This is a genomic window from Kordia sp. SMS9, from assembly GCF_003352465.1.
Taxonomy (GTDB): domain Bacteria; phylum Bacteroidota; class Bacteroidia; order Flavobacteriales; family Flavobacteriaceae; genus Kordia.
Window position 1 is genome coordinate 1822829 of the sequence record NZ_CP031153.1, and the last position, 17000, is coordinate 1839828.

A 17000-nucleotide genomic window follows, 5' to 3' on the forward strand; every position below is an offset into this window, starting at 1 on the left:
TTGGTCGTGGTCGGTTAATGTTATGTGTAATCGTTAGCGTTCGTTGATGGTATACGTGACTTTTCCGCCACCAGTTTGTAAATTCATCATGCGATCACCTTTAATGAATCGTTTCGTCTTTCTGTCAATTTCATATATGCCTGTAGCCGTCGTTTTTTTCAGCATTCCAGCAAGTCCGTCAATTTCTAGATTCACATCTATAAAAATTTTATCTTCAGTAATATCATCAATCGTATAGGTGAACTTCATTTTTTGCGTTTCAATCAGCGGATTGCTCGTTTCATAATTCCAAGTTGTTCCCACGGCGAGCTTTTCTGTTGGAAAACTAAAGGTTGGTATAGGCGTATACTGTGCTACAATCGTCTGATCAGCCATCGGAGAAGCATTTGTAAACTTCGCTTTTTCAATAATATTTCCATATTTGTCTAGCGTAAATGTAAATTCTTCGTCGATGTAATATTTAATATCATTATACATTTCCAATTCCGTTTCGCTTAGTCTTTTAGTACTATTCAACGCCTTGATTACCTCCGTGTCCAAACTTTCTTTTTCTCCAAATATGTCCGATTCGTATTGCATGCGCGTTACTTTTCCTGTAAATAGATACATGCTGTCGCTCGTAATTTCATCTAATTGAAAGTGCACTTCGTTCGCATCTTCAAAACTTCCCATTTTGTTTGCACTGGTTTTTGTGCTAAAGACAAGTGTTTGCGTAAATCCTTTTTTAAAATGTAATGTTGAACTTACTACATCCGTACTTTTTGAAGAACAGCTCACCAAAAATAGTACCACAGTTAAAAAAAGGATAAAATATTTTTTCATAAATCGGGTTTAGTGTTACACAAATATAACAAACTTCGCTGGTATTGTGAGGTGTGAAGCGAAAATTAGCACAGGAATTCCTGTCTTTGGAAAATTTAGCACGAATATATTTTTTTGGAGCACAATAAAAAAAGCAGACGTTCAAAAGTGAAGTCTGCTTTTCAAAAATATTTTTAGTAAGTATTTTTTAAAACGCTGCGTTTTGCGGTGTTCTTGGGAAAGGAATAACGTCTCTAATGTTGCTCATCCCAGTTACAAACATGACCAAACGTTCAAAACCAAGTCCAAAACCTGAATGTACAGCTGTTCCGTATTTACGAAGTTCTAAATACCACCACAATTCTTCTTCTGGAATATCTAGTTCTGCCATTTTAGCTTTTAAAACGTCTAAGCGTTCTTCACGTTGCGATCCTCCGACGATTTCACCAATACCTGGAAACAAAATGTCCATGGCGCGTACCGTTTTTTCATCTTCGTTTAAACGCATGTAAAACGCTTTAATGTTTGCTGGATAATCAAATAAAATTACAGGACATTTAAAGTGCTTTTCTACCAAGAAACGTTCGTGTTCACTTTGTAAATCTGCGCCCCATTCGTTGATAATGTATTTAAACTTCTTCTTCTTATTTGGTTTCGAGTTGCGCAAAATATCAATTGCTTCGGTATAACTGACACGTTTAAAGTTATTGTCAATTACAAAACGCAATTTTTCCGTCAAGGTCATTTCGTTGCGTTCCGCTTGTGGTTTCGATTTGTCTTCTTTAATTAAGCGTTCTTCTAAAAAGGCCAAATCATCTGCGTGATTTTCCAATACATAACTTAGTACAGATTTCATAAAATCTTCTGCCAAGTCCATATTTCCAGCCAAGTCCATAAAGGCAACTTCGGGTTCAATCATCCAAAATTCTGCCAAATGGCGTGATGTATTTGAGTTTTCCGCTCTAAATGTAGGTCCGAATGTATATACTTTTCCTAAAGACATCGCATACGCTTCTGCTTCTAACTGTCCAGAAACGGTTAAATTGGTTTCCTTTCCAAAGAAATCTTGTGCGTAATCCACATTTCCATCCTCGTCTAATGGTGGATTTTTAGCATCTAAGGTAGAAACGCGAAACATTTCTCCTGCACCTTCTGCATCACTTCCTGTGATAATTGGCGTATGTACGTGGTAGAATCCGTTTTCTGTAAAATATTTGTGTATTGCAAATGATAAAGCAGAACGCAAACGCATCACCGCACTAAACGTGTTGGTTCGTGTACGCAAATGCGCTTGATCGCGTAAAAATTCTAATGAATGTCGTTTAGGTTGCATCACTGTTTTTGATACTTCTTCCGGATCGGCATCACCTAAAATGGTAATTTCAGCTACTTTTATTTCTACATTTTGTCCTTTTCCTTGGCTTTCTACCAATTCACCTTTAATTTCTACGGCAGCACCTGTACCAATTCTTTTTAACAGCTCTTCATTGGTATTTTCAAAATCAACAACACATTGAATATTATTTATGGTTGATCCATCATTTAAAGCAATAAAACGGTTTGCTCTAAAAGTTCGTACCCAACCTTTTACAGTAACTTCCTGTAACAATGTTTCTGAGCTTAATAGCTCAGTGACTGTGTATGATTTCATCTTTCAAATATTTTAGTCGACAAATATAGTTTATTAGTAAAAACTAATGAAATGAGCTACAACAATTTTTTGATGCAAACGGATATGGTTCGTAGCGAAATTATAGATTCACAAATTTATTCATTAACAATAGTAAGGTATGCATAATTCAATCTGACAGAGTTACTATATATAATGAACAGATGAAAGATGTAGTGCATAAAATTCTTAATTAATCCATGTGTAATGTGTGGAGAGAGTGCGTTTTTTGCTATGAGAATTCGTCAAAGCGTATAAATACCTAGAAATAAAAGGATATTACCCGCCAAAAAGGGGAATTTTCCCCTTGTTTAAACGCTTCATGTTGACATATATTTGTCATGGCTATTAATCAATTGTAATCTTAATTTGTCTTCAATGATTAAGAAAATTAAGGTAGGTTTGGGGGAACCGAATAGAGTCTGGATGCTGTAACAACAGATCCAGGCTTTATTTTTTGTACCTATTCGGTAAAAGTAAGTAATTTTCTACATTACTGAAAGTCGTTTATCTAAATTAACGAGCGTTCATCGTAAATTTTGTTCAAATAGTGATTTGCAAGTTGTATAAGCGTTTCAAAATTGATTATAAAGTGTTTGGAATGTGTAATAGTAGATTTTAAACGCCATCTTTTACGTTAGTTTACACAGCTTATTCTTTTCGATCTCTTCTGCGTACCAAATCCGATAGTTTTCTTTTGTCTTTTTCTGGAAGAATTCTAAAACTAGGCTCTTTTAATACACGTTTGTTGGCAATGCTTCGTTCTAGCGAAAGCAATAATGAAGGCAATAATAGTAAGTTGGCTAACATCGCAAAAAGGAGCGTTGCAGACACTAATCCGCCCAAAGCGACCGTTCCGCCAAAACTAGAAATCATAAAGACAGAGAAACCGAAGAACAATACAATAGACGTGTAAAACATACTTACGCCTGTTTCGCGCAACGCCGCATACACTGATTTTCTAATTTTCCAATGGTTGCTTTGTAATTCTTGACGGTATTTTGCCAAGAAATGAATGGTATCATCTACCGAAATTCCAAACGCAATACTAAATACTAAAATCGTAGATGGCTTGATAGGAACGCCTATAAAGCCCATCATTCCTGCAGTAATTAATAAAGGTAATAAGTTGGGAACTAAGGAGATTAAAATCATACGAAACGATCGGAACAAATACGCCATAAACAAGGAAATCAGAAAAATTGCTAGTGATAACGACAGGATTAAGTTGTTGACTAAATATTTGGTTCCTTTTAAAAAAACAAGTGCTTTTCCTGTGAGCGTGACGTCGTATCTGTCTTTAAATGTATTGTCTATTTTTTGTTGTAAATTTTCTTCGATACGTTCCATTTTGTCGGTTCCAATATCTTTCATAAATGTTGTAATACGCGCATACCTTCCGGTAGAATCTACAAAACTAGAGAGCAAATTGGTTTCCGATTTGGATTTTCCAGCGTAGGACAGAATCCAATAATTTTCGTTGGAAGTAGGCAAGGAGTAGTTCTTAGCCAAACCACCAAAATACGCTTGGCGCGAATATTTAGCCAAACTTACCACCGACATCGGTTGCGATAATTCAGGCGTTTCCACGATCAGCTCTTCAAACTTGTTCATGCGTTTTAACGTCGGAAGCTTGGTGACACCATTTTTGTTTTTGGTGTCGATCAAAATTTCCAAAGGCATGATGCCGTCAAATTCTTCTTCAAAAAAGCGAATATCTTTGAAAAAATCAGCACCTTGTGGCATGTCTTCAATCAAACTTCCCGAAATGCGAATTTGATAAATTCCAATGATACTTGCGACCAATAAAGCCACAGAAACCGCATATACAGAAAAACGATGGTGACGCACCATTTTTTCCATCCAAGAAACAATTGTATTAATCCAACGTTTGCTTAGGTGATTTAAGTGTTTCTGTTTTGGCAACGCCATAAAACTATAAATGATCGGAATGATCAATAATGAGAGAATGAAAATCGCAATGATATTGATAGATGCTACAATTCCGAACTCTTTCAATAATTTACTTTCCGTGATGATAAACGTCGCAAATCCAGCGGCAGTCGTCATATTTGTCATCAAGGTTGCATTTCCAATTTTAGAAATAACACGTTGCAACGATTTGGCCTGATTTCCGTGTTTTTTTATTTCTTGTTGATATTTATTAATAAAGAAAATACAATTCGGAATTCCTATCACAATGATCAATGGCGGAATGAGTGCTGTTAACACGGTGATTTCATAATTTAACAAACCAATGACTCCAAAAGACCACATGACACCAATCATTACGACAACAAGTGAAATAAATGTAGCGCGAAACGATCTAAAAAAGAAAAAGAAGATGATTCCTGTGACGAGCAATGCGGCACCAATAAACAAGCCGATTTCATCCACAATGTTTTGAGAATTGAGCGTGCGAATATAAGGCATTCCCGAAACGCGAAGATCGAGTCCTGTTTCGTTTTCAAATTTTTCTATGATCGGAATGATTTCGGCGTAAATAAAATCTTTACGAACCGACGTGTTTACAATTTCTTTGTCAAGATATACTGCTGTGCGAATTGTGCCTTCGTCATTGAACAATAAACTTTTGTAAAACGGTAAATTGTTAAAAAGTTCATTACGAATGGAATCTACTTGTGCTTGCGTGGTAATTTTTCCTTGGATTAAATTCTCCAAATCAAAGCGTTGATTTTCATCATCTTTGATCAGTTTTTTTAAGTTTTCTGTGGAAATGACCGTACTTACTTCCGGTTTTGCGTTCAATCGTTTGCTGAGGCGATTCCAGGCATTGAATTTTTCGGGTGTAAAGAGTGAGCTGTCTTTTACGGCAAGAATGATCAAGTTTCCTTCTTCTCCAAAAATATCCAAAAATTTGTTGTATTCTACATTTACAGGATGGTTGTCAGGTAACAAATTGGCTTCTGTATAGGAGAAACGCATGTGTTTCCATTGGTATCCTAAAAATACCGTCATTCCTACCACAAGTGTCAAGATGATGATTCTATTGCGAAGAATCAGTCGTGCTACACTTGCCCAGAAGCGCGTGTTTAACCATTTAATCATTGTTCTGTTTTAGCTCGTGCAAATTTATGAAAAACGATTGAAGTCAGACTTAAAATCCTAAACTAAAATAATAAGTGAATTTAAATGATAGGTTATCTTCAAATTTTGGCAGATGATACGCACCGTAACGATACATAAAACTCAATCCGAAGCCAGCAAACAGTTTATTGATTTCAAAACCAGATTCTGAGAAACCGTGTTCTAATGAATTGAATTCTTGCCCTAAGTGACGTTCAATGTTTTCTGCATCGCCAATAGCGAATCGTGAAATTAAGGTCAATTCAGGGCGAAAGCTTTTGCCAATTTTAAATGGTTTGAAGCGATGTTTTGCTTGAAACATTGCGTATTTATCAGAGAAAAACTCATTGAAATACATGGTTTCAAAACTGTTTCTACCAGCAATAGAAAAACGTTGCAAGAGCACATCTTTGTTCGGATTGTTTGGTGAAGTGTGATACAAATGTGAAATTGGAATGTCGCCAATTCCCAAACCACCTTTTAGTAAGAAGGAAGTGACACCTTTGTCAATTGGACGAATTTCATGTACAATGCGCGCATCAAATTTTGTATAGTTGAAATCACCACCTAAAAAGCCATCAAAACTTTGGGTAGCTTGAAACGCAAATTGTGGAAAACCTGTTTTAATTTCATTACGCCCGTGTCGCGTTTGCATATATTCACTAAACGGATTCCATTGTATGGAAAACGTAGCTTCTGTAATTTCATACGAGTTGAATATTTCGCCATTATTTACAAAACCATAATCGTAGGTCGATTCTACATTGCTTTTGGAGAGCATCAGATTCGCTTGTGTTTTTGCCGTAATTTGATGTTCAATATTCGCAGTTAAGCGACGAATTTCATAGAAAAGGTCAATATTAAACAATCGCGGTTCAAACAGTGAAAAAGCACGTCTGTCCGTAATAAAGCGAGAGCTTCCTGTTTCTACCAAATCGTCCGTATACGACACACCGAACCAGGTTTGTGTTCGTTTGTCCAATCGCGCCGCAGCGCCCACACCAAATTTAAAATCTTGATCACGCGTTCCATACACGCCATATCCATTGACGCGGTATTTGGTAGAAAAGTTAGCATTCGTTACACCGCCAAGTCCCAAACGAAAGGCTTCATAGTTATTATATTTCACCAAATAGCGCAAATCGAGATCAATATATTTTGTGGGGTAATATCCTTTTAAGAGTTTTCGTGCGAGGTAAATATCTTTTTCAACACCATCTTTTTCAATAATACTGTCCAAAACTACATAGGTTTCTTTTCCGCGTTTGGTAATACTATCTGTTCTGAATTGATTCCAATACGCTTCATCACGGTTGTGTGCCTGATCTTCAATTTCAATTGCCAATCCACGCCCGCGAATTGTTACAGGTTCGTTGATGGCTAAGTCGAAATTTTTCGTTTTAGACGTCAAATAAATAAAGTCGCTTACATCTTGTTTGTTGGAGTTCACCGTTTTGGTGCTGTCTTGCTGCGTGCTTCTGGAAACTCTCACAGCTTGTCCAAAAAGCGATACCGTGTCATCTGTTTTTCCCTTTCGAATTTGAATTTCTTTATCGGTTGGAAACCACACTTGAAACGTGTTGTTATAGTCAAAATTTTGAACTGCTTTGATATCGATGACACCTTTTATTTCTGCAATTCCTTTTTGCAACGCGTACGATTCGCGATCAATATATAAAATCCCTTCCAAGCCAGAGGTTTCGCCTTTTTTCTTGGGACTGTAATAAATCATGTACGATTCGCGATTGTTGTTGCTAACTGTATCTAATATTTTGTATTTGTATTTGGATAGCGCATTTCCTGCCATTGGTCCAGGATAGGAAGTGCCAAAAAGTTCATATTTGTTGTTGTAGAAAGAGAACGACTGAATTTTGATGCCCAATACTTCATAAATAGGTTCTTTAAAACCTGCCATACGTGTTGCTAAAATCTTTTCGCGTTTTCCTTTGGAGGAACTATATGAAATTTCACTTACTTTTTCCGTCATGTAAATGTGACTACGCGTAATGTCTTTTTTGAAATCAAAGTTGGAAGAATCTACTTCTTTAAAGACCAATTCGCCATCTTTTTTTGTGTAGATAGAGTCTATTTGACCGTTGATAGAATCAGGATTCGCCGTAACTAGAAGTTTGTTGTAAGCATTTAGTTTGAACGAATTCAGTTTGCGTTCAGGATCATTATCTTTTTTTCGAGCAATGGCATCGCGCATAATTTGCAATGCAGGATTTTCTTTGTTGTACAACACCACAGCATCGAGTGCTTCTTGCGTAGCGACTAATTGTATTTTAAGATATTTTACAGTTGCATCAATAGGAATTGTAACTGTTTCATACCCAATATAGGAAACCTTTATAGACGTAATCTCTTTGTTTAGCGATAGGTTAAATTTCCCTTCAGCATCGGTGATGGTTCCTGTGGTTTTTGAAATATAGATATTGGCAAAAGGAAGCGATTCTTTCGTTTTGTTGTCAATGACAATTCCTGAAATTTTTTGTTGTGCAAACGCAGCAAAGGAAGTGAGCAATACAATAAAAATCAATGCTGATTTTTTCATCTATTAGGGTTGTGTTTTAATAGTAAGCTATAATTGGGCAATGCCTTTGTTTGTGGTCCTCAACATGTTTCGTGTAACATCATTTTGGTTTGCCCTTTTTTATATAACGAAATTTATGGTATAATGTTACAAAAAATAAAGCGACCTTAGGCCGCTTCATACTTAGTTTATTATAAGTTTAACGTTTTTATACAGTCATGATTTCTTTCTCTTTCACGGTATAAACTTCGTCGATTTTTTTTACATAACTATCTGTTAATGCTTGTACGTCAATTTCAGCATTCTTTTTAGCATCATCAGAAATATCTAATTTTTTAATTTCTTTATTAGCGTCTTGTCGTGCGTTTCGGATACCCACTTTTGCGTCATCAGCTTCACTTTTTGCTTGTTTCGCTAAATCTTTACGACGTTCTTCCGTTAATGGCGGTACATTGATGATTACGGATTCACCATTATTCATAGGATTAAAACCAAGATTTGCAATCATAATTCCTCTCTCAATTTCTTGAATCATGCTTTTTTCCCATGGTTGAATGGTAATGGTACGCGCATCTGTACTGTTTACATTGGCAACTTGTGACAAAGGCGTTTGCGAACCATAATAATCAACCTTCACACTTGATAGCATGGCAGGTGACGCTTTTCCAGCTCTAATACTTAATAATTGTTTGTTTAAATGCTCAATGGCACTGTCCATACTTTCTTTTGTCGTATCTATAATAAATGTAATGTCTTCGTTCATAATGTTCTTTAATTATTCCATGTAATTGCTCATAACTACATGATATATCATTACTAATTTAAACTATTTTTTTGTTTTGCTCGAATAAAATCAAAAACTGCGCCAGTTTTAGGTTATAAATTTACTTTTGTTCCAATGTTTTCCCCTGAAACTACTTTGAGTAAATTTCCTTTCGTATTCATATCAAATACAATAATAGGCAATTCATTTTCTTGACTTAGTGTAAAGGCAGTTGTGTCCATAACTTTTAAGCCTTGTTTTAAGACTTCATCAAAAGAAATATGATCAAATTTGATAGCTTTTGTATTTTTTTCAGGATCTTCATTGTAAATACCATCTACACGTGTTCCTTTTAAAATAACATCCGCATTCACTTCAATTGCGCGTAATACTGCGGCAGAATCTGTAGTAAAGTATGGATTTCCAGTTCCAGCGCCAAAAATAACGACACGTCCTTTCTCTAAATGGCGAATTGCTTTTCTTTTAATATAGGGTTCGGCTACTTCTTTAATTTCGAGGGCTGTGAGCAGGCGAGTGTAAATGCCAGCATCTTCTAAAGCACTTTGCAAGGCAAGTCCGTTAATTACTGTAGCAAGCATTCCCATGTGATCTCCTTGAACTCTATCCATGCCGTTGCTTGCACCTGCAACACCTCTAAAAATATTTCCACCGCCAATAACAATGGCAACTTCAATTCCTAAATCGACCACTTTTTTGATTTCTTCGGCATATTCCGCCAAACGTTTTGGATCAATTCCATATTGTCTTTCGCCCATGAGCGCTTCGCCTGATAATTTTAGTAAAATTCTTTTGTATTGCATTGCTTCTTGTGATGAGTTTTGCAAATATAGCAAATAATGAAGTCTACAAAAATGTTTTTGGGAGTGTTCCTTATTTTGTTTTAATGGAAATAATAATATTTTAAAATCTCTACCTTTTTGTTGATCATATTTTGCTAAGAAGTAGTAAGGTTTTCAAAATAGTTAAAGGTCCCAAAAGGAACTTATAATTCATAAATTCAGACTGGGCGTAATTAGATATGTTGATTTATGAAATTACATCGTGTTATTGGTGTAAATTCTTTATTTTATTTATTCTTATAATTTATGAATACAGAGTATTGATTTTATTTTTAACGCATTACATCTTGTATCATTGTGTAAATCTTTAACAAACAAAATTATGAAAAAGCAAAAGTTAAAATTAGGATTGAACAAGGTGGAAATTTCTAATCTGGCCAATGTGAAAGGTGGACAGCTTGAAGAATATACCATCAGTAAAAATTTTGTAGATCTTTGCTGTCCAGTTTTTGGTACAGGAGATGAGTGTATTTATGATACTATAATTACTACTTGTCGTTCAATGCGACCAGCTTGCGATGGTTATTCAGATGATTGTCCGTATACACACACTTCTTGCTAATATTTATATACATTTATTTTTTAGGATAGAAATTTTACATATTGAGAAGATATTAGTAAAACAAATTATACCTATCATAAGATTCACTTATGATAGGTATAATTTGTTTTAATTAGAAGAGGTGTTTTATTAAGAATTTCTTAACAGATTTGCGTTTAGTGCCTGCGTATCTTTGTAATGCAATCAACAATAAGGTATAAGCAATCTTATTTTTAGAAAAGTGTTTTTTGTTAGTTAGGTATAATTTTAAAACAGTTTTTAAAAAAGTTTATAGTATTGCTTCGCTTGGTAAAACTATGATGTTCTCCGCTTATATGTATTGTGCAACATAAATTTTTGAGTATATATTTCAAAAAAGATACTGCGAAAGCAGCACGTTGTTAAAAATTGCAAACATGAAAAAGAAAAGGAAAAAGAGTTGCCACTAGGCAACTTTTTTTTTGCTATATATTTTTTCTAAACGATCTGTAAATCAGTATATGTATTATTAATGATAGTTATAATTTCTTTAAATAGATGCAGTGAGTTTATTGTGATAATCTTAACGTTTTTAGGGTTTTCTGTTTTTTAACTTTGAGTATTGCTAAATTTATAATCAAAAATATCATGAGAAAGAAAACATTAAAACTAGGATTAGGTAAATTAAAAATTTCCAACCTACACAATTTAGATACTATCAAAGCAGGAAATGGAAGTCATAGCGAAGAAAGCACGTGTATAGAATCGCTCACCTTTGCTATAGATCTTTGCTGTAATACAGATGGGTGCGGAACTAGAGGAGGATTTTAAAAATACGTAGTTGCAAGCTGTGCGCAAAGAATGCGTGTTGTTGCAACGATCTTTATATACATCAGCGTGAAAAGACTGTCGGTAGACGGTCTTTTTTTGTGCTTTTCAGTGTTTTTTCAACTCATATATTGGGTTAATAATTTCCATAACTTCTTTAAGAGAATGCAACTTATTCATTATAAGCATGTTAGTGAATTAAGGTAGTGCTATTCTTCAATTTTAAGTATCTAATCAATACAAGTAAAAATTATGAAAAAGAATTCATAAAAATAACTGAGATCGTCGAAAGACGGTCTTTTTGATTTTTTTAAGAATGCTTATAGATTAAAATGTTTAAAAGTTAAAATATGATACGCTTGGAACACTATTTGCGCCTATTTATATAGAAAAAAAATCGCGAAATTTTTCGAAGAAAATTAACATTAACATTAAATTCGATTATTATGAAAAAGCAAACATTAACATTAAAGTTAAATTTAAAAAAACAAAGCATCTCTGACTTAAACGCTTTAAGAGGTGGAGGTAAAAATATCACTGATATTGATAGCGAATGGGAAATCTGTTCAGATCCTAATCCATACCGTACTATTCTTGAAAATGGTACTTGTGCATTTGGTTGTAACACAGCCCAGTTTACTGTAAATGGAGTAACTTGCTAGTAAAAAGTATAAACTTGAACAAAAAGGATCGTCCAATTGACGATCTTTTTTTATACTGTATTTTTGAAAAGTATATATTTTATTTATGATTCCAATAAATAAAATTCATTAAATACAGTGTTTTATTGTGAAATACTTAACAAATTAACATTTTAAGTATGGATATCTTTGAAATATATTAACTTAAAAAAATTAGTATGAAAAAGAAAGATTTAAAATTAACGCTACACAAAATCAATGTGTCTAATCTGTCCAATATCAAAGGAGGCGCAGGTCCAAAAGAAGTATATACATATACTGCGGCTGATTATATTTGTTGTGATAGCATTGAACCTACTCATACGCAGTTAACCACATGCTATGCAGGAACAAGTAGAGAAGACTGTACTAGATATGAGCATTGCTACGGAGGTTGATATAGTTATCAGTAAATATAAAAGAGTTGCTTTTGATGGTGGCTCTTTTTTTTAGATATGTTTTGCTTATGACCGTCATAAATAATATAAAATATAAACTTTCTTTTAATGTGAGTAAATACGGTATATTTATAGAATAAATTAAAAATATACCATCATGAAAAAGCAAAAATTAAAATTAGGATTACAGAAGTCAAGTATTTCGAATTTACAAAAGTTAAATTCAATAAAAGGAGGAACTGATTCTAACCTAAGCGTAGATATTATATGCGTAGATACAAGTGTGTATTCCGATGTCGTTAATGAATGTGAAGAAACATACAAGTGTGAAACCAATGGTGGTTACATCTGTGGAGAAACAGCGAGGTTAAATTGTCAAATTTAGACAAATCCAAAAAGTCTGTGTTAGTTAATAAAAATAGTATAAAACTCTATTAAACAAAAAAGGATCGTCAATTTTGACGATCCTTTTTCTATACTTATAACTCCGAAGAGTATATATTGTTTATCCTAAAGATACACGTTTAAAACCTGTTACTTCAACATCTCCGAAAGAAGACACATATTTAGCAACGGTAGACTTCTCATCTTTGATGAAATCTTGATCTAACAAACACTGCTCTTTGTCTAAAGTGGTATTGTCAGAAATGAATCTTTCCATTTTTCCTGGTAAGATACGATCCCAGATTTTTTCTGGTTTTCCTTCCGCAGCTAACTGTGCTTTTGCATCTGCTTCCGCTTTTGCTAATACTTCCTCAGTTAATTGAGACATAGAGATGTATTGAGGAACATTTTTCAATGTTTTTCCTAAACGCTCTAATTCTTCGTTATCTTTTTCAATTGCCGCAATTCTAGCTTCTGTTTCAGAGGCTACATACGCAGGATCAAAATCTTTGTAAGATAATGTTGTTGCTCCCATAGAAGCTACTTGCATTGCCAAATCTTTTGCCAATACATCAGCGTTATCTACAACTGCAGATAAACCAACAACAGCAGCAATTTTGTTAATGTGAACATACGAACCAACATACGCAGCTTCGATTTTATCAAAAGCATTAATGTCAATTTTTTCACCAATAACACCTGTTTGCTCCGTTAACTTTTCAGCAACAGTAATGCCACCAAAATCAGCAGCTAAAAATTCTTCTTTCGAGTTGAAGTTGATTGCTAAATCAGCAAATTCTTTTGCCAAAGCAACAAAACTTTCGTTTTTACCAACGAAATCTGTTTCACATCCTAAAACAATTGCAACACCAGCAGTATTGTCTGCATTTACTTTTGCAGCAGCAACACCTTCTGAAGAATCACGATCTGCTCTTTTCGCAGCAACTTTTTGTCCTTTCTTACGAAGAATATCAATTGCTTTATCGAAGTCACCTTCGGCTTCTACTAATGCTTTTTTGCAGTCCATCATTCCTGCACCGGTAGCTTTTCTTAATTTACCTACTTCTGCGGCTGTAATTTTTGCCATTTTTATTGCTTGTTTTAATGTTAGTACGTTCATTCATCATTTTAAAACAAGTAGTAGTACTACTTATCTCTCTTTGAGGAATGAACGCATCAACGTTAAATAATAATTATTTTGTTTCTTCTTCTTTTGCTGGAGCTTCTGCAGCTGGAGCTTCCGTAGTCGGAGCTTCCGTTTTTGCTTCTGCAGCTGGCTTTGCTTCTGCTTTTGGAGCAGCAGGAGCGGCAGCAGCTTCTTTTTCAGCTTTCTTAGCTTCTTTTTCAGCTTTTCTATCAGATAATCCTTCGATTACGGCATCTGTAACGTGCGTTAAGATATTCTCGATTGATTTAGAAGCATCATCATTTGCAGGAATTACATAATCTACCTCTCTTGGGTCAGAATTTGTATCAACCATTGCAAAAATTGGAATGTTTAATTTTTGAGCTTCTTTAATCGCGATGTGTTCACGTTTGATGTCTACTACGAACAATGCACCTGGAAGACGCGTCATATCAGAGATAGAACCTAAGTTTTTCTCTAATTTTGCTCTTAAACGATCAACTTGTAAACGTTCTTTCTTAGATAAAGTCATGAACGTTCCATCTTTCTTCATTCTATCAATAGACGCCATTTTTTTAACGGCTTTTCTGATCGTTACAAAGTTCGTTAACATTCCACCTGGCCATCTTTCAGTGATGTAAGGCATGTTAGCGTTCCCTGCTTTTTCAGCAACGATGTCTTTTGCTTGTTTTTTGGTAGCTACGAATAATATTTTTCTACCTGACGCTGCAATTTTCTTTAAAGCTTCATTTGCTTCTTCGATTTTAGCAGCAGTTTTGTATAAGTTGATAATGTGGATTCCGTTGCGCTCCATGTAGATATACGGCGCCATGTTTGGATCCCATTTTCTTGTCAAGTGTCCAAAGTGTACACCTGCTTCAAGTAAGTCTTTTACTTCTATGTTATTTGCCATTTTTGTAAATAGTTTACGTTCCGTTGAATTAGCAATAGATAAGTAGCAATTAATTGTAAATCGGTCTTACCTATTTAGATGCTAAACTAAATTTCGCGAATGCGAAACAACGACAACATGATTTTAATTTCAATAATAAATGAACAGTACGTTTTTTTGAAAAACGACCAAAAATTAACGTTTCGAGAATTGGAACTTCTTACGAGCTTTCTTCTGTCCAAATTTCTTACGCTCCACCATTCTTGGATCTCTTGTTAATAATCCTTCTGGTTTTAATGCCAATCTGTTTTCAGCGTCGATCTCACATAAAACTCTTGAGATTGCCAAACGAACAGCTTCAGCTTGTCCTGTAGATCCACCACCATATACGTTTACGTTTACGTCATACGTGTCAACAGTTTCTGTTAAAGCAAAAGGTTGCTTTACTTTGTACTGTAATGTTGGAGTTGGGAAATACGTTTCAAATGCTTTTTTGTTTACTGTAATGTTTCCAGTTCCTGGAGTTACATAAACACGAGCAACAGCGGTCTTTCTACGACCAATTTTGTGAATAACTTCCATGTTACTTTAAATCATTTAAGTTAATAGCAGTTGGTTTCTGAGCTTCTTGTCCGTGCTCTGCTCCAACATACACTTTAAGGTTACGGAATAAAGCGCTACCTAATTTGTTTTTTGGTAACATTCCTTTCACTGATTTTTCCACTATTTTTGCAGGATCTTTTTCAAAAAGTTCCGTAGCAGTAAGTGATCTTTGACCACCTGGATATCCTGTGTGACGAATGTAAGATTTGTCCGTCCACTTGTTTCCAGTTAAGTTGATTTTTTCTGCATTGATAATAATTACATTATCTCCGCAATCAGCATGTGGTGTAAAGCTAGGCTTGTACTTACCTCTAAGTATTTTTGCTACCTTAGAAGCCATACGCCCTAGCGTCTGTCCTTCAGCATCAACTAAAACCCACTGCTTATCTGCAGTAGCCTTGTTGGCTGAAATTGTTTTGTAGCTTAATGTATCCACACTAATTTTTTTATTAATTAAACATTCCTATCTCTTTAAAAGAGTCCGCAAAGGTAAGATTTATTCTGTAGATAACAAATACATTGCAAAGAATACTGAAAATTGTTGAATGTATTGGTTTTCATCTATTTAATTTTTGTTTTTAAATAGACAAACACTGATTTTATATTGTTCGTTTTTACAAAATGGACGACACGAATTTTTAACAGCTAAAAAAATATCCAAAAATATATTTTAAAAAGTATATTTGATAAAATTCTATGCAATGAAATTTTTGCCAAAAATAAAGAAGTTTGCCTTCAATGCTACTATTATTATGGTAACAAGCTTTTTATTGTTTGAAGTGTTGTATCGCTTTTCCGTGATCGATTTTTACAAAGCAGAAACCGCACATTTGAATAGTGAAGCAGATTTAGAACATACTTCCGTAGATTTTTTAGTGTTTGGCGATTCGTTTTCAGCCACAGCGAAAGAAATCAATTACATAGACAAATTGCGTGAGAACAATCCAGAAACGTCTTTTGTCAATGTAAGCGTTCCCGGAATCGGAATTCGACAAGTAAATACGTTTGCTAGTTCAAAAATTAAAAAACACAATCCGAAAGCCATTATTTATCAAATTTATGTGGGGAACGATTTAACCGATGTAGATCATTTGTGGAGTTGGAAAAAGTTTTCTATTGCTAGAAATGTCTATTGGGGAATTTCTGATTATTTTTTGAGTCTCTCGTATTTGAACCACAAACTGTCAGTGTTTCGTCCGCGCGTGAATAGTAGAACATACACGATGGCAACAGACGTTTTTAAACCTGAGTATTACGATCAGCGAACCATACGTTTTTTAAATTTTGATACTGCTTATTTTAATAATACGTTGATGCTGAAAACACCTTTTGCGTCACGATATGATGCTTGGTTAGACGAAATGAACACTTTTTTAGAAACTGTTCCTGAGGATATTCCTGTGCATCTTTTGTGGATTCCGCATTGCTCGCAGATCAATTCTTATTATATGAACAATTTGAATGCATTAGGTGCCACGTTTGAAGATGCACAAACGATACAAGCATCAAATTATCCTTTCTTGGCAAAAGCGCAGCAAGATTTACAAGCATATCAAAATGTAAAACATATCAATCCGTTATCGGTGTTTCAAGTAAATGATACCAGCGAGCAACGATTATACTTTGCCAACGATCCACATATTAATAATAATGGTAATGTGGTATTGAGTGATTTTTTACAGTCGGAACTACGATTTGAGTAATGATAAAAAGGAATTCAAGCCGTCACTTCGAGTGGCGAATCTGTGATTCGTTGTATCGAGAAGACTTTGCAATTCAGAGCGAATCTCGATACAATTTTCTTCATTTTATTACGAAAATCACTCGATCAGACGATTGTAAAATCAACAATCGTC

16 protein-coding genes are annotated in these 17000 nt (G+C 34.6%); 6 read left to right on the forward strand and 10 right to left on the reverse strand.

Going from position 1 to position 17000, the window contains the following annotated elements; genetic code table 11:
• Positions 1-33 precede the first annotated feature (33 nt).
• The 6 genes from KORDIASMS9_RS07895 to pyrH form a co-directional block, all read right to left on the reverse strand.
• Positions 34-822 carry a hypothetical protein gene (locus KORDIASMS9_RS07895; RefSeq protein WP_114902323.1) on the reverse strand — a complete coding sequence of 263 codons (789 nt, stop codon included), beginning with the start codon at positions 820-822 and terminating at the stop codon, positions 34-36.
• Between the two features lie 187 nt (positions 823-1009).
• The gene (asnS, locus tag KORDIASMS9_RS07900; RefSeq protein ID WP_114902324.1) at positions 1010-2452 is read right to left on the reverse strand and encodes an asparagine--tRNA ligase; all 1443 of its coding nucleotides are present in this window, start codon (positions 2450-2452) and stop codon (positions 1010-1012) included.
• A gap of 669 nt (positions 2453-3121) precedes the next feature.
• Positions 3122-5539 (reverse strand): RND family transporter, encoded by a 2418-nt coding sequence (locus KORDIASMS9_RS07905; protein WP_114902325.1) that lies wholly within the window; start codon positions 5537-5539, stop codon positions 3122-3124.
• Positions 5540-5588: 49 nt separating this feature from the next.
• Positions 5589-8111 carry a DUF5686 and carboxypeptidase-like regulatory domain-containing protein gene (locus tag KORDIASMS9_RS07910; RefSeq protein WP_114902326.1) on the reverse strand — a complete coding sequence of 841 codons (2523 nt, stop codon included), beginning with the start codon at positions 8109-8111 and terminating at the stop codon, positions 5589-5591.
• A gap of 187 nt (positions 8112-8298) precedes the next feature.
• Entirely contained in the window at positions 8299-8853 is a 555-nt protein-coding gene (frr, locus tag KORDIASMS9_RS07915; RefSeq protein ID WP_114902327.1) for a ribosome recycling factor, read from the reverse strand.
• 113 nt (positions 8854-8966) lie between these two features.
• Positions 8967-9674, reverse strand: coding sequence for a UMP kinase (pyrH, locus tag KORDIASMS9_RS07920; protein ID WP_114905184.1), 708 nt, complete (start codon positions 9672-9674; stop codon positions 8967-8969).
• A gap of 361 nt (positions 9675-10035) precedes the next feature.
• Here pyrH and KORDIASMS9_RS07925 point away from each other — a divergent pair, with 361 nt between their 5' ends.
• From KORDIASMS9_RS07925 to KORDIASMS9_RS07945, 5 genes are all read left to right on the forward strand, one after another.
• Positions 10036-10275, forward strand: a complete 240-nt coding sequence (locus tag KORDIASMS9_RS07925) for a hypothetical protein (protein WP_114902328.1) — start codon at positions 10036-10038, stop codon at positions 10273-10275.
• Positions 10276-10881: 606 nt separating this feature from the next.
• The gene (locus KORDIASMS9_RS07930) at positions 10882-11064 is read left to right on the forward strand and encodes a hypothetical protein (RefSeq protein WP_162819817.1); all 183 of its coding nucleotides are present in this window, start codon (positions 10882-10884) and stop codon (positions 11062-11064) included.
• Positions 11065-11507: 443 nt separating this feature from the next.
• On the forward strand, positions 11508-11723 hold the full coding sequence (locus tag KORDIASMS9_RS07935; protein WP_114902330.1) for a hypothetical protein: 216 nt from the start codon (positions 11508-11510) through the stop codon (positions 11721-11723).
• Between the two features lie 197 nt (positions 11724-11920).
• The gene (locus KORDIASMS9_RS07940) at positions 11921-12139 is read left to right on the forward strand and encodes a hypothetical protein (RefSeq protein WP_114902331.1); all 219 of its coding nucleotides are present in this window, start codon (positions 11921-11923) and stop codon (positions 12137-12139) included.
• 157 nt (positions 12140-12296) lie between these two features.
• A complete protein-coding gene (locus tag KORDIASMS9_RS07945; protein ID WP_114902332.1) occupies positions 12297-12524 on the forward strand; it encodes a hypothetical protein in 228 nt (75 codons plus the stop codon).
• Between the two features lie 120 nt (positions 12525-12644).
• Here the strand turns inward: KORDIASMS9_RS07945 and tsf are convergent, their stop codons facing one another.
• The 4 genes from tsf to rplM form a co-directional block, all read right to left on the reverse strand.
• Positions 12645-13610 carry a translation elongation factor Ts gene (tsf, locus tag KORDIASMS9_RS07950; RefSeq protein ID WP_114905185.1) on the reverse strand — a complete coding sequence of 322 codons (966 nt, stop codon included), beginning with the start codon at positions 13608-13610 and terminating at the stop codon, positions 12645-12647.
• Positions 13611-13716: 106 nt separating this feature from the next.
• The gene (gene rpsB / locus KORDIASMS9_RS07955; protein ID WP_114902333.1) at positions 13717-14562 is read right to left on the reverse strand and encodes a 30S ribosomal protein S2; all 846 of its coding nucleotides are present in this window, start codon (positions 14560-14562) and stop codon (positions 13717-13719) included.
• A 174-nt stretch (positions 14563-14736) separates the two neighbouring features.
• A complete protein-coding gene (gene rpsI, locus KORDIASMS9_RS07960) occupies positions 14737-15123 on the reverse strand; it encodes a 30S ribosomal protein S9 (protein ID WP_114902334.1) in 387 nt (128 codons plus the stop codon).
• 1 nt (position 15124) lies between these two features.
• A complete protein-coding gene (gene rplM, locus KORDIASMS9_RS07965; protein ID WP_114902335.1) occupies positions 15125-15580 on the reverse strand; it encodes a 50S ribosomal protein L13 in 456 nt (151 codons plus the stop codon).
• A 265-nt stretch (positions 15581-15845) separates the two neighbouring features.
• Between rplM and KORDIASMS9_RS07970 the strand changes: the two genes are divergently transcribed.
• Positions 15846-16847: a hypothetical protein gene (locus KORDIASMS9_RS07970; protein ID WP_114902336.1), complete on the forward strand. Its 1002-nt coding sequence runs from the start codon at positions 15846-15848 to the stop codon at positions 16845-16847.
• The last annotated feature ends 153 nt before the right edge of the window (positions 16848-17000 follow it).

Excerpts from the sequence above, each read along its gene's own strand:
- KORDIASMS9_RS07895 (WP_114902323.1), bottom strand. The coding sequence starts at position 822 with ATGAAAAAATATTTTATCCTTTTTTTAACTGTGGTACTATTTTTGGTG.
- asnS (WP_114902324.1), bottom strand. The coding sequence starts at position 2,452 with ATGAAATCATACACAGTCACTGAGCTATTAAGCTCAGAAACATTGTTA.
- KORDIASMS9_RS07905 (WP_114902325.1), bottom strand. The coding sequence starts at position 5,539 with ATGATTAAATGGTTAAACACGCGCTTCTGGGCAAGTGTAGCACGACTG.
- KORDIASMS9_RS07910 (WP_114902326.1), bottom strand. The coding sequence starts at position 8,111 with ATGAAAAAATCAGCATTGATTTTTATTGTATTGCTCACTTCCTTTGCT.
- frr (WP_114902327.1), bottom strand. The coding sequence starts at position 8,853 with ATGAACGAAGACATTACATTTATTATAGATACGACAAAAGAAAGTATG.
- pyrH (WP_114905184.1), bottom strand. The coding sequence starts at position 9,674 with ATGCAATACAAAAGAATTTTACTAAAATTATCAGGCGAAGCGCTCATG.
- KORDIASMS9_RS07925 (WP_114902328.1), top strand. The coding sequence starts at position 10,036 with ATGAAAAAGCAAAAGTTAAAATTAGGATTGAACAAGGTGGAAATTTCT.
- KORDIASMS9_RS07930 (WP_162819817.1), top strand. The coding sequence starts at position 10,882 with ATGAGAAAGAAAACATTAAAACTAGGATTAGGTAAATTAAAAATTTCC.
- KORDIASMS9_RS07935 (WP_114902330.1), top strand. The coding sequence starts at position 11,508 with ATGAAAAAGCAAACATTAACATTAAAGTTAAATTTAAAAAAACAAAGC.
- KORDIASMS9_RS07940 (WP_114902331.1), top strand. The coding sequence starts at position 11,921 with ATGAAAAAGAAAGATTTAAAATTAACGCTACACAAAATCAATGTGTCT.
- KORDIASMS9_RS07945 (WP_114902332.1), top strand. The coding sequence starts at position 12,297 with ATGAAAAAGCAAAAATTAAAATTAGGATTACAGAAGTCAAGTATTTCG.
- tsf (WP_114905185.1), bottom strand. The coding sequence starts at position 13,610 with ATGGCAAAAATTACAGCCGCAGAAGTAGGTAAATTAAGAAAAGCTACC.
- rpsB (WP_114902333.1), bottom strand. The coding sequence starts at position 14,562 with ATGGCAAATAACATAGAAGTAAAAGACTTACTTGAAGCAGGTGTACAC.
- rpsI (WP_114902334.1), bottom strand. The coding sequence starts at position 15,123 with ATGGAAGTTATTCACAAAATTGGTCGTAGAAAGACCGCTGTTGCTCGT.
- KORDIASMS9_RS07970 (WP_114902336.1), top strand. The coding sequence starts at position 15,846 with ATGAAATTTTTGCCAAAAATAAAGAAGTTTGCCTTCAATGCTACTATT.